The organism is Bacteroides mediterraneensis (assembly GCF_900128455.1).
Lineage (GTDB): Bacteria > Bacteroidota > Bacteroidia > Bacteroidales > Bacteroidaceae > Phocaeicola > Phocaeicola mediterraneensis.
In genome coordinates this window covers 2904992-2918303 of the sequence record NZ_LT635783.1, presented here as the reverse complement: position 1 = coordinate 2918303, position 13312 = coordinate 2904992, and the positions used below count along the sequence as shown (strand labels likewise).

General features: G+C 40.4%; 14 protein-coding genes. All 14 read left to right on the top strand.

Translation table 11 applies throughout. The features are described 5' to 3' along the window. Positions 1-63 precede the first annotated feature (63 nt). The 14 genes from BQ7480_RS12475 (at position 64) to BQ7480_RS12410 (ending at position 13309) form a co-directional block, all read left to right on the top strand. Complete coding sequence (locus tag BQ7480_RS12475) at positions 64-1104, top strand: BF3164 family lipoprotein (RefSeq protein WP_072543118.1); 1041 nt, start codon at positions 64-66, stop codon at positions 1102-1104. 71 nt (positions 1105-1175) lie between these two features. Continuing rightward, positions 1176-2231, top strand: a complete 1056-nt coding sequence (locus BQ7480_RS12470) for a 6-bladed beta-propeller (RefSeq protein ID WP_072543117.1) — start codon at positions 1176-1178, stop codon at positions 2229-2231. A 95-nt stretch (positions 2232-2326) separates the two neighbouring features. Further along, complete coding sequence (locus BQ7480_RS18235; protein WP_317043168.1) at positions 2327-2467, top strand: DUF1573 domain-containing protein; 141 nt, start codon at positions 2327-2329, stop codon at positions 2465-2467. 57 nt (positions 2468-2524) lie between these two features. Further along, positions 2525-2782 carry an NVEALA domain-containing protein gene (locus BQ7480_RS12460; RefSeq protein WP_072543116.1) on the top strand — a complete coding sequence of 86 codons (258 nt, stop codon included), beginning with the start codon at positions 2525-2527 and terminating at the stop codon, positions 2780-2782. Between the two features lie 118 nt (positions 2783-2900). Beyond that, a complete protein-coding gene (locus BQ7480_RS12455; protein WP_072543115.1) occupies positions 2901-3860 on the top strand; it encodes a hypothetical protein in 960 nt (319 codons plus the stop codon). 119 nt (positions 3861-3979) lie between these two features. Then, positions 3980-5011: a BF3164 family lipoprotein gene (locus BQ7480_RS12450; protein WP_083581818.1), complete on the top strand. Its 1032-nt coding sequence runs from the start codon at positions 3980-3982 to the stop codon at positions 5009-5011. Between the two features lie 403 nt (positions 5012-5414). Beyond that, entirely contained in the window at positions 5415-5681 is a 267-nt protein-coding gene (locus tag BQ7480_RS12445) for an NVEALA domain-containing protein (RefSeq protein ID WP_072544019.1), read from the top strand. Positions 5682-6237: 556 nt separating this feature from the next. Next, positions 6238-7800 carry an IS21 family transposase gene (istA, locus tag BQ7480_RS12440; protein ID WP_072541450.1) on the top strand — a complete coding sequence of 521 codons (1563 nt, stop codon included), beginning with the start codon at positions 6238-6240 and terminating at the stop codon, positions 7798-7800. 29 nt (positions 7801-7829) lie between these two features. Then, positions 7830-8585, top strand: coding sequence for an IS21-like element helper ATPase IstB (istB, locus tag BQ7480_RS12435; RefSeq protein ID WP_072541451.1), 756 nt, complete (start codon positions 7830-7832; stop codon positions 8583-8585). An 86-nt stretch (positions 8586-8671) separates the two neighbouring features. Continuing rightward, complete coding sequence (locus BQ7480_RS12430) at positions 8672-9649, top strand: BF3164 family lipoprotein (protein WP_139255776.1); 978 nt, start codon at positions 8672-8674, stop codon at positions 9647-9649. Positions 9650-9743: 94 nt separating this feature from the next. Then, positions 9744-10061: a BF3164 family lipoprotein gene (locus tag BQ7480_RS12425; protein ID WP_072543112.1), complete on the top strand. Its 318-nt coding sequence runs from the start codon at positions 9744-9746 to the stop codon at positions 10059-10061. Positions 10062-10434: 373 nt separating this feature from the next. Continuing rightward, the gene (locus BQ7480_RS17620; protein WP_083581817.1) at positions 10435-10761 is read left to right on the top strand and encodes an NVEALA domain-containing protein; all 327 of its coding nucleotides are present in this window, start codon (positions 10435-10437) and stop codon (positions 10759-10761) included. A gap of 142 nt (positions 10762-10903) precedes the next feature. Continuing rightward, on the top strand, positions 10904-12010 hold the full coding sequence (locus BQ7480_RS12415; RefSeq protein WP_072543111.1) for a BF3164 family lipoprotein: 1107 nt from the start codon (positions 10904-10906) through the stop codon (positions 12008-12010). Positions 12011-12232: 222 nt separating this feature from the next. After that, the gene (locus BQ7480_RS12410; RefSeq protein ID WP_072544018.1) at positions 12233-13309 is read left to right on the top strand and encodes an efflux RND transporter periplasmic adaptor subunit; all 1077 of its coding nucleotides are present in this window, start codon (positions 12233-12235) and stop codon (positions 13307-13309) included. The last annotated feature ends 3 nt before the right edge of the window (positions 13310-13312 follow it).

Here is a 13312-nt window from a genome sequence, read left to right as displayed (position 1 = left end):
AATAAGTTTATAGGTAGTGAATGAATGATAACAGAAGAATTAAAACAGTAATCAGAATTGCGTATGAAAAATATTTTCTTTCTTTTAATAGTTTTAGTTTTATGTTCATGCAATGGAACTGACCGAGAAAAAGAGATAGTTATAGAGGATAATATTATAAATCCTGAGGTTCATCGAATTGAAGCAAAGCAGCTATTGAATGTTGATAAAATAGGAGTTTATGATACATTATCTGTTTTTATAAATAGAGGTACTGATAGTATCCTTTATATGTATGACTCTTCGGATTTTGCCTATAGAGGAGCTTGTGGAGTCATAGGACATGGACCTGAAGATTTCCAGTTCCCATTTTTTTTAAAGAAAACGAACGATAATAGCGGTCTTATAAGCCTTTACGATGTTAATGCAGCAGCCTTTAAGGACATAAATGTAAAAAAGATTCTTCAAAAAAAGCCCGATGCAATAATGGCTATGAAGATGCCGACTATGCTTATAGGTTCACCTGATTTACATTTAAAGAGTGATTCTTGTTTTATAGGGAATATTGATTCTGGTAGCGGATTGTATTTCATTTATGATTCGAATGAGGATAAGATAAATTGGGTTGAATTTCCCAAAATCCTACAGTTGCCTCAGGGTGATTTCACAGTTATGAATATGAATCGTGTAACTCTAAACTTTGCATCCAATAGAGTTGTTTCGGCAATGGGATATTATAATCTGCTATTTCTTTATGACTCGAATAACACTTTAATGAAGACAGTCCAATTAGGGGATGAAGAAATTAGTCCGACAGTAGTTGATGGCGATCATCTGAGTGGAGATAATATGATCTGCTGTAGAGATATAACCTCCTCAGATAAAGCTGTATATGTATTGGAACAGAATATAAGAGAAAAAGATTTTGAGAAGATTGATAATGCTTCTTCCAGAATTGTGGTTTTCGATTGGGATTTGAATTATCTGAAGACTTATATTCTTCCTCATTACTCATTGGGTTTTGTATATGACCAATATCATGATAGAATCTTATACACGGCATTAAATCCCGAAGGTGGAACCGATGTCTTTTTCTTTTATTTAAATACAGAAGATAAGAAGTAATTGTTTAAAGTAAAATACTATAAGTTGAATGTCAGAATTCATTTGGTAAATGAATATTTAATTGTGAGAATATGAAGAATTGTTTTTATCTGCTTTGTTGCATTTTCATTCTGGCTGCATGTCAGGAAAAGAGCTTATCAGGACCGATACAGGTTGACCTATCAAAGACAGAACATGTAATAAATTATTCAAGTTTCGTAGATTCTACAGCATTTGTTACACTTGAGCTAAGTGACAGCTTGCCAATCAACGGTGTTTCAGGACTGTTTTTTGATGACGGTAAACTCTTTGTCAAGGATAGCGGGCAGGAAGGCATTTTTGTCTTTGATGAAAAAAGCGGACAGTTATTTGCGCGGTTAAATGCGTTCGGTGAGGGACCGGAAGAGATAAAGCGTATCGGTGCGTGGTGTTTGGATCCTTATCGAAAACATATATGCATCTTTGATAAAGGAGACATGAAGTTAAAGGAGTATGATTATTCAGGCAATTACATATCCTCCTTTCCTATGGAATCTTTCTTTCTGGACATGGTGAAGTTGGAAAAAGAAAGTCTGGTTTGTTTTTACCCTGTTTATGCAGGTCATGAACAGCCTGAAGGTGTCTGGCTGGATAATATGGGACATTTTAAAAAGAGTCTTTCTTCGCATGTGACAGAAGCTTGCAGGTTCCACTATTTTCCCGTGATGTATAATTGGAACGGCTCATCTGCTTACTATTATGACAGGAACTGGGATGAACTGTCCCTTGTAACAGCCGACACACTCCGTTCGATGTACACCTTTGATGTAAAACAGGCAATTCCTCTTTCAGTGAAAGGAATGCGTGATTTGACGCCTCAAGAACTGGACGGTCGTTCGATTGTTCACCAGTTTGCCTGTTCGGATCGTTTTATCCTGTTTTCCTACCATACATTCCATCGGTCTGATATGATGAGTAAGGACATCACATGGGTGCTGTTCGATAAAAGAACGGGAAAGGTTTCCGTTTCGAAATTTCTTAGAAATGATTTAGGTGAAGGAGATGAAATGAAAGGTTATGTTTTGTTTTACAAGAATGATCATACGTGGGTACGGGTTGATGACACTTTGGATAGTGTGATTCGGTTGGAATACTTGTACTTGCGATAATACTGTTCTGAAGATGTATGTGGTGACTCGTTGTTGGAAATCTAAGTTTATTAATGTTTAAGTTGTTATTTCCAAGCGATTACGAATAGGATAAGATACTGCTCGGTGAAAGTGTAATTCTGAATGTGAAGTATAAAGCCGAGGAGTCTGGTGATTTCCGGCGTACTATAACGATATATGGCAATATCCCCGAGAAGTCCTTTACTTTGGACTTTTGGGGAACAGTCAAAAAATGAGAGACAACAAAGAGTGGAAACATGAATTACGTGTCTGCAAACAAAATTTAAAGTAAAATGAAAAAGAATATTTTGAAATTAGTTTTTACATCCTCATTTGCTTTGGTTGCTGATTATAGTGTATATGCTTCACAGCAGGAAGTTGAAATGTCAGATTTGGCGATGGCTAATGTGGAAGCATTGGCTACTCCAGAGGCAATTCGTTGTACGAGTCTAGGCATGACTCTTTATTATTGTAAAAATAATATGATGATGTTTTGCTATTGCGATGGAGCGCGTCCTGGTAGTGGATACGTAAAATCCAATACACTATAAATAAACAAAGTGGTATTTAAAAAAATACCACTTCCATAATAATGTGATTAATATGAAAAAATTTCAATTTTTAGTTCTTTTATGCTTTTTGTGTGGATGCAAACAAAAAGAATCACCTATGGCCCTGTATGGTTTCAACGTGGCCGAGCAGGTTTGTTTTCATCCGGTCAAGAGTGATTTCCTCTTTAAGCCAACCGCTATTGAGGTCTTTGATTCACTGGTTTTGGTTCATGACCCTGTAGAGAATAATACGTATACATTGTTCCGCCTCGGTGCATCTTCCCCGTTGTTATCTGGAGGACAAAAGGGTTCAGGACCCGATGATATCTTATATGGACAATTTATTGACAAGATAAATGAGAAGGAATTTCAGGTGGTTGACATTGCGGGCAGAAAGACGCTGGTCTATAACCTGGACTCGATTTTGCAGACCCGTACATTCCGTCCCGTCCGTTCTTTCTTCTATAGTGAAGCTGAGTCTCAAAAAGTGGAGGGGATGCAATATGCATATTATGTGGATGATAGCCAGAAAATAGGATTGGGCGACAGCAAGTATGGGAAATATTTCTGCCTGGCACAAGACACCGTCACTTATTTCGGGAATTATCCCGAAGAAGAAGGCATGAAGATGTCTCCGTTTTATCTGTATCAGGGCGTATTGCATATAAATGACCGTCGGGATAGGATGCTGTACCATTCCCCGATAGGATATTATTATGAATTGTTTGCCAGAGAAGGGGGTACCTGGGAATCCTGCTTCAAGGAATATATACCTACTGAACACACGGAGGATGCCGTAACTGAAAATACTCCGATGGGAATTTGTTCGGCTGATTTGGATGACGAGTTTGTATATTTATTGTTTTCCGGCCGTACAGGAAAGCAATTTCCCGAAGAGACTTTTCTTGCCTCTCATATCTTGGTCTTAAATACCCACGGAGAAAAAATCAAGAGCCTTGAAACAGACAGGCTTAACATCTCAATAGCTGTTGCGGGTAAACAACGGCGTATTTATGCCATAGCCAAGAACCCGGAAACGGGAGAATATGAGGTAGGGTATTATTCTTTGACAAAATAAATAACTGTAGATGAGAATCATGTAATCAGTGACTCTCCAGAATATCAAATTTTAATACGGTAGGATGAATACTTTAATGGCAAAGCTGTAATAATCAATTATAAAGAAGTTTTAATACGATGCTTAAACTGAATAACAAACTTATTATTTTATTGTACTTACTTTGTCTCACAAACTGTACAGATAAAGGTTTGTCTGATATTGATACGGATTTCCCAATGAGTTCAGTAATCATGTCGGTAGATTCCATAAATCTGGAAGAAAAGGGACTGTTACTGCCTTTTTCCGTTTCCTATATTGATTCATGTTTTATTTTTTCTAACATTCGCATAAAAGATCGTCTTTCTATATGGAATCAAAAAACCAACGAGGTGATCAATACTGCTCATATAGGTAACGGACCTAACGAAATCATACAGTATTTGCCTGTATCCAATAACATGAGTGAATTTCTATTTGCAGATAGAATTAAAGGAAAAATCTTCAAGTTGGACCTGAATAGTTATGAGTACAAAGAGATTATACAGATTAATGAATCTATAAATCGTTTTTATTCATTAGCAATGCTTGACTCTACTTCAATCATAGGCACAGGAATGTTTGAACAAGGACGCTTTCTGATATACAACATTGCTGATAGCACTTATGTTTGTGAAGAAGAATATCCAAGCAATAAAGACATTCAGCCACTGCAGCCTTACCAGAAAGCGGCATTGTACGCTGGTACTTTAATAGGGGTGCATCCGGATAAAAATAAATTCGTTGCCGCATATAAAGGACTAATAGATTTTTACAATATTGATGAATCCTACAATCTATCACCTTCGGCGCATAGATATTATCATTTCCCTCAATTTGCCATTCCTGAGGAAGGACCTGTTATAGCCCACAAGAAAGAGGAAGCGGTAGGCTTTTTATCATTGTCGTATGATTCATCATACGTCTATTTATTATATTCAGGTTCGTCATTGTTGGATAAAGAAAGTTCGGCCTATACCAGTAATATCGTACTGGTCTATAATTGGGAAGGAACGCCAGTCAAACGATATGTTTTAAATCACAGCGTTATTTCTATACATATTGGGAATAATATGTTATGGTGCATAGGAGAGAATCATAAATATCTGTATAAATATGCTCTTAGCCTATAGTATCCCTAACATAAATGTAGCGACTGAAATGAACTGTTTTCTTCTGTTTTATTGGCTGGTTGCAGTTCATCTTCTACAGAAACTTAACAGTGAAATATAAAGCCGAGGAGCCTGGTGATTTCTGGCGTACTATAACAATATATAACAATATCCCCGAGAAGTCCTTTACTTTGGGCTTTTGAGGAACAGTCAAAAATAAGAGATAAAAAAGAGTGGAGATATGAAACCTAATGTCTAGCAAACCTTTGTATCCATATCCCACTCAGTGTTAAACCCATCCAATTGAAGAAAGGAGGTGTTACCGATGCAAAGGTAATTATTATTTTGAAGCACTACAAATCGGGGATTTGTTGCTTTTCGGAGAGTTAAGAACTTGAGATTTAACATAAAATTACAACTACAAATGAAAAAGAATTTTATAAGAACTGCATTCGTTGCAGTATTCGCTTTAATGGCCGGTTATAGTGTATATACATCACAACAAAAGCCTGAAATGTCAGATTTGGCACTGGCTAACGTAGAAGCATTGGCTGGTGGAGAGAGCGGTACAAATACAACATGGTCATGTAGAGGAAGTGTTAATAAATGTCATGCCAAGTGTGGGTTATGTGGGACTGAAATAGGCCCCTCTAAAGGAACTTTAACGGGAAGTCATTCTTGTTCTTTGTGAAAATAGAGTGATGTCATACTAGTATTATAGTGTATTTATGAAAATGAAGAAGCTGTTTTTTTACTTGCTTTTATTGGTGTTTCTGAGCACTGCTGGATGTGCTAAAAAGAATGCGTCGGTCTATTATTCCAATGGTATCAAATCGGATAGTATTTGCACCGTGTGCCGAAAACGGAGCATCCCCACCCACTCTGAACGGCTTAATCCATCCAGTTTTACCGCTAAATTGGCCTTGAAAAGTGCCTGAAAAACGGAGTATATCCGTTCATTTCAGCTAAAAACGCCACAAAACGCCATAAAAAACGGAGCATATCCGTTCAGTGGTTTTGGATTACGATAAAATGTCCGTTTTAGTATACAGAAATCGGAGTATATCCGTTCAGAGATAAGAATGTAATGATACAATAATCAGTTGTTTACATTCGAAAAACGGAGCATATCCGTTCACCTTCTCACAGAAACGACAATGCCTGCATAAAAAACGGAGCATGTCCGTTCACTTGCTACTCTTTTCCCGTATCTTGTATGCAGAAAACAATCTTCATACAATACGACTATGGCAGGAAAAAGTAAGAATATGAGCCAGATCAAACAACTTCTTCTACTAAAGAAGAGCGGAATCTCCAACCGCAAGGCTGCCGATATAATCGGCATGAACAAGGAGACAGTGAACAACTACATGAACAAGGTCAACGCTGACAGCCTGAGCCTTGATGAACTTATCAGGTTGGATGATCCCATTCTTGAGCACCGTCTCAAGGGCGGCAATCCTGCATATAGCGACAAGCGTTTTGAAACATTCAAAGCCCTTCTTCCATATCTTCAGGAGGAGATGAAGCGCAAGCATGTCACGCTGAAGCTGCTTTGGGAGGAATACCGTAATGAGCATCCGGATGACCACTACAGCCTGACACAGTTCCGTTTTCATTACAATCAGAACACAGAGGCCAGGAAGGAGTCGCCATCCACCATACTTGCCGACATGCGTACGGGCGGCGAAAAGCTTTTCCTCGATTTTGCCGGTGATACTATGGGATACGTTGACATGGAAACCGGTGAGGTCGTCCAGTGTCAGGCTTTTGTAGCCACTCTGCCTGCAAGCGACTACGGTTATATCCTCTTCGTACGTTCACAGCGTACAGAAGACTTTGTATATGCCATAACGCAGTGCCTGAAACATCTTGGCGGCGTACCAAAGATGCTTGTCCCTGACAACCTTAAAGCTGCCGTTGTCAAGACAGACAGATATGAGCCTTCGCTTAACCGTGTAATGGAGGATATGGCCAATCATTATGGCACGGTCATCATACCGGCACGTCCCGCACACCCAAAAGATAAAAGCAACGTGGAAGGGACCGTGAGGCTTGTCTATATGCGTGTGTTTGCCGAACTCCGCAATGAAACCTTCCATTCACTGGAAGAGCTTAACCGGGCAGCCTCACTCAAAATGAAAGCGCACAACCAGAAACGCATGCAAAAGCATCCTTACACGCGTGAGGAACGGTTCCTTGCCGTAGACAAGCCAAATCTTATGCCACTGCCTGACAGAGATTTTGAGATTGTGTCATATACCGATTTGAAGGTGTCAACCAACTGCTGTATCTATCTTGGACGTGACCAGCACTATTATACAGTACCGTATCAGTATATATCCAAAACCGCACATGTCGCATATACACGCACACTGGTAAAAGTATATGTGGACGGTGAGCTTGTAGCCACTCACCTACGTGATTACAACAGGGGAAAGTATACTATCGTAAAGGAGCATCTTGCAAGCAACTCCCTGGAATACAGAGGGATGAGCGCAAAATCATACATAGAGCGTGCCGAGCGTGCATCCGGCATACTTGGAGATGTAATCCGCCGCATATTTTATTCTTCCACAATGCCTCCGGAGACTCATTACAAGACCTGCGACGGGCTTCTAAACCTGCAAAGGAGCAGTGATCCGGCCGTCTTCCAGAAAGCCTGCGAGACAGCCTTGGATGTAGACAGATGCAGCTACCGCTTTATCCGTTCGCTGGTAGAGAGCAAGTGTGCCGGTGTAGGGCAGCCTTCATCTTCCTTTGCTCCTCCGCAGCACTGTAATATCCGTGGAAAATCACAGTTCAAATGACAGACTTCTAACACTCAAAACAAATAACGATGGATGAAATTATCAATGCTCTAAGAAACCTTAAGATGCCTGGAATGGCCCATTACTGGGCTACCATGCAGGAGACGCGACAGGCAGAGTCGCTCTCCTTGAAAGACGGTCTGCAACTGCTTATACAGGCTGAACTGGATAACCGGAATCAAAGCCGGAATGCCCGTCTGATAAAAAAAGCACACTTCCGTTATCAGGCATCCATAAGCGAAGTTATCTATGACAGCAAGCGTGGCGTGGACAAGCAGAAAGTGCTTAATCTCGCCACTTGTGACTATGTGAAAAACGGGGTATCCATACTTATTACGGGTGCTGCCGGTACCGGTAAAAGCTGGTTGGGTACAGCGTTTGGTCATCAGGCCTGCATGAACGGATATAAGGTTGCTTATTATAACCTGTACAGGCTCTTCGAGGAAATAAGCCTTGCCCGTATATCCAGTACCCTGCATCGTTTCTTCGCCAAGCTGGCACAGACTGACCTGCTTATACTGGACGACTTCGGCATGAAAGTTCTTGACGGACAACAGTTACTTGACTTTATGGAGATTATAGAAGACCGCCATGGACAAAAAGCTACGATCATCATATCACAACTGCCGGTTGCCAACTGGTACGATGTGATGAAAGGCAACACGACTGCAGCTGATGCAATATTAGACAGGTTGGTACACACAAGTGTGCGCTTCGAGCTACAAGGCAGCAGTTTACGTCAAAAAAGACATCAAAACTGCAACGTTACAGACGAAAATCAATAAATTTGCATCGCCATAGGTAAAGAGTATGAAAAGTGAACGGATATCACCGTTTTGGGTGAACGGATATCAACCGTTTTCAGCACACCGTGGAAGCTCATACATTGAACGACTCTTCCATATGGCGTTTCCCTTTGCAGATGGAATGTACAGACTCTTTACTCGTGATACTGGACTATATGGAGGATTGTTATTTTCATGTGTACACATTGTCCGGGAATCCGAAAGGGAAGTTTGCCCGTAAAGGGCAAGGACCTGGCGAACTTTTGTCAGCCAATCAATTTCATTTGTCGCCAGGGAAAGACACGCTTTATGTTTACGATGGCGTTTCGCGCAAATTGGTAGCATATAATCTGGACACCAATCTGGAAAGAGACTGGTCTTTTACCGAGTATAAGATGGATTACAGCATTCTTCCTCCGTCTGAAATACCTTTTATCATATACGATTTGCTTCCGCTGGGAGGAAACCTGTTTTTACTCAAGGCTAACCAGCCTAAGTTACGTTATGGCTGTATCGATTTAGCCACAAAACAAATAACATCCGTGTATAAGGATTTCCCGTCTGAATATGTAACCGGTAATGCGGAGGAAATCTGGTCTGTATTTAGCAGTGACACGCGCACATTCTTTAAACCTGATTATGCAAGGATGTTCAATGCCACTTATATTGGCGGAATATTGGAATTGTTTAGTGTAGGACCAGGCTGGAAATTGACCATGGATACGACTTTATGTATTTATGAACCAGTCTACGGATTGGCAGAAGGAGCTGTCCCGGCATTTGTCGTAGGTAACGAGAAAACCCAGTTGGGATTTGAAGATGCTTATGCGGGAGACGAGTTTGTTTATGCGTTGCTACATAAGGAAGGAGATGCGATGGAGCCTGAATCGGTCATTTTGTTTGACTGGCATGGGAACGTTGTTAAGGAAATACGGACTGGTCAACGTTTGGCACGTTTTTGTGTGGACGAGACGCATAATGTCATTTATGCACTGGCGTTGGATGAAGAAAACGGTTATAAGTTGGTACGTATTTGCAGTGATTTAAATACGTATTTCATGTGACTTTAATAATCTTTTTCATGTCCGATTGTTTTGAGTTGTTTCATATTTTACTTAATCTTGAGTTTGTAAAAAATCAGATGCTTGTATAAAATATATGATAGGAATTTCTGTGTTTCCGTTTGTTGCTATCGTAATCCTGTTCTTGTATGGATGTCATTCTGTATCCAAAGAAATATATCCGTGTTATATGGATTTTCTGCAGACGAAAGATCTGTCGTCGGTAAATGTTATTTCTTGCGACAGTGTCTATCTGCGCTATCCTTACCGAGTGGAAATTAAGAACAGTCTTGCAGTCATTATTGACCGGCATCCGGAAATCTGCTTTCTTCACGCATTTATCTATCCGGAATGGAAGTATGTTATTTCATTTGACTGGCGTAGCGAAGACACTGATGAGATTCTTTCTGCCTAGCGTGTCCGTATCATTTCTCCCGATTTCGTATGGGTAATTGATTCGAGCCGTAGGCAGATAAGCCACTGGTGTATTTCGTCCTTATCGGGGTGTGGAAGAAACATCCTTGAACGAACATCTGATTCGTACTCTGGATTTCTGGGGAACCGTCAGAAAGTGAGAAATAAAAAAAGTGGAGATATGAAACCTATGTCTACCAAACGTTTGTTTTCATATCCCACTCCATGTTAAACCCATCCAATCGAAGAATTGAAAATCGACGAAGTCAAAGGAGGTGTTACCGATGCAAAGTTAATTATAAAATCATAATTGAGAGAATTGAGGTTTATTTCCTCTAGTGTATTAATAAAAACAACTATAATAAAAATTTTTTATGAAAAAGTCAGTTTTTAAATTTTTATTTGCAACAGCATTTACATTGGTAGCTGGTTATAGTGTTTATTCTTCACAGCAGGATGCTGAAATGTCAGACTTGGCTTTGGCTAATGTAGAAGCATTGGCACAAAGTGAATCTAATTGTGCTGAGTGGATAAAAAAACAATGTTATTTAGTTTTTACTACCGATTATGGAATTGATTATTATGCTACATGTCCTGAAACTACAATGGGTGGAATCGGAGAATGTGGAGCTATAGAATCTCATAAACCTGCTGGTATGTCAATAATTAGTGAATGTCTAGAATGTATACGTGAATATTAAATTATTCTCATTAGAATATTTAATAACTTTAAAAACAGTTTTAATGATTTAAAGAAGATCATTTATAACTTGCGTATTCGGTAAGATCCAAAGTGCGCAAGTTATTTTGAAATTTTTATTTAACATTATCATTTAAAGAAAGATGAAGCCTATTATATTATTAGTTCTGCTTATATCCTTTTTTACTGTTTCATGTGATAGAGTTACAGAAAAATCTTCTAATATCGCTCAGAAATATATTACAGATTCATGTACAGTCATTTCACTTGAAAAGAAGGAATTACCTATAGATTTGCTTTATCCTACAGATATTCAGGTTGTGGATACATTCCTGCTGATTTTACAACATCATAATGAAAATATTATACAGACATATAGCACTTTGTCATTAAAACATCTGGGAAGTTTCCTTAAAAAGGGAAGCGGGCCAAATGAGGTTATGACTTTCGGATTGATAGCACAATCGTATACAGAGTCGGGAAATCCCAAAGTTATAATACAGTCCTACCCTAATTATCTGGGTGTTCTTGACATAAAACGTTCTCTTGAATCAGGACAGACGGTATATGATAAACAATATAAATTTGAGACCCGTTTGGGGAAAGAACTGTTTTTAGCCTCACATAGTGTCTATGTTTTGGATTCTTTAAATCTGATGATGACAAAAGACCCTTTACGCTCTGGAGTTAAGAAAGACAACAATTTCTTTTGGGAGTTTTATAATACGGATAAGGACATTATAACCCAACGGTTGAAATATGAAGATTTTCCTTATATAAATTCTTTTTTGAAGGAATCTTACAGGGCATTAAAACCAGATCGCTCAAAGGTTGCATTATTTTATAGATTTTTCGATATGGTTTCCATAGCTGATTTAAAATCAGGAAATGTTGTACAGATTATCCCGGAGGGTAAATCTATAAACTCAAGTATAGTAAAAGACATTGATTCACGTTGTCTATACTATAAAATGGGTAAATGTACGGATGATTATATATTTGGTCTTTATGCAGGTGGGTTAAGTGTATTAAAGGAGAATGATTCAAGGTTTAATGAAAACTGTTCTTTGAGGGTTTATGACTGGAACGGGAATTTATTATATAATTATCCATTTGGTGATAACATAAGGATGTTTACGGTAGATGAAGATCAAAGATTCCTGTATGCAGTAACAGATTCTGATTCTATAATCAGATATGATTTGAAGAATGTGTCTGTTTCAAAAAATCTTAAGTTTCAAGAGGAATAGAAAAGTAGATAATATTAATCATTCTGCGGTTTTACCATCAGGCCTATAACACTGAATAACGGGATATCTGATTACATAGAATTTCATCATTTCTCATTTGGGGCATTAGCGGTAAGGAGAATTGGGTATAGATATAATTTAGGTACATTTATTCTTTAGAAGGAGTCAGAAAGTAGATAATTTGTAATAATAAAATATAAGTCATATTTGAATGAAGTATTTATGAGAACACACTACGTATATGTGCTGCTGCTTGCCGCCGGAATGTGGGCCGGCTGCAGCGAGAAAAAAGACGACACTTTCGGAAAGGAAAAGGAAGGAGTGGAAACGGTTCTGCCCTCACAGGTGAATGAGGTCACGGTAATGACACTGAAGAGGACCACGTTCAACCATGAGCTGGTGAGCAACGGCAAGGTGACGGCCTCACAGTATGCGGACCTTTCGTTCCGCCTCACTTCGGAGCCTGTGGCGCACATCTATGTGAAGAACGGCGATGCGGTGAAGAAGGGTCAGAAGATAGCCGAACTCGACCTGTTCACCCTGAAGAACAGCCTGGAGAAGGCGGAGATAGCCCTGCGCCAGTCGGAACTGGAGATGAAGGACGTGCTGATAGGGCAGGGGTATGCGCCCGACCGCATGCAGTCAATCCCCAAAGACATAGTACGGCTTGCCGAGGTGAAGAGCGGCTACGGCCAGAGCCGTGCGGCATACGAGCTGGCAAAGTTCGAGCTGGAGCAGGCGGTGATCACCGCACCGTTCGACGGGGTGGTGGCCAATCTGGAGACGCGGGGTTTCAACCGTCCGGACGGTACGAAGCCCTTCTGCCGCGTGATAGGAAGCGGGGGCATGGAGGTGGCCTTCAAGGTGCTGGAGAGCGAGCTGCCGCTTGTCAGGCGGGGAGACCGGGTGGAGGTGGCCCTGTTTGCCGGGACAGCCGGGGCATGCAGCGGTACGGTGTCGGAAATCAACCCGCTGGTGGACGAAAACGGGCTGGTGAGCGTAAGGGCCAGGGTGAACGGCGGTGCAAGACTGTTCGACGGCATGAACGTGCGTGTAAGCGTGAAACGCTCCGTTCCCGGCCAGCTTGTGGTGCCGAAGACGGCGGTGGTGCTGCGCACGGGCAAGCAGGTGGTGTTTACCCTGAAGGACGGCAGGGCGGTGTGGAACTATGTGACCACCGGACTGGAGAACATGACCGAATATACCGTGACAGGCGAGGGCATGGAGGAAGGGGCACAGGTCATCGTGACCGGAAACGTGAACCTTGCGCATGAGGCTCCCGTAAAAGTGATACCTTAAAAC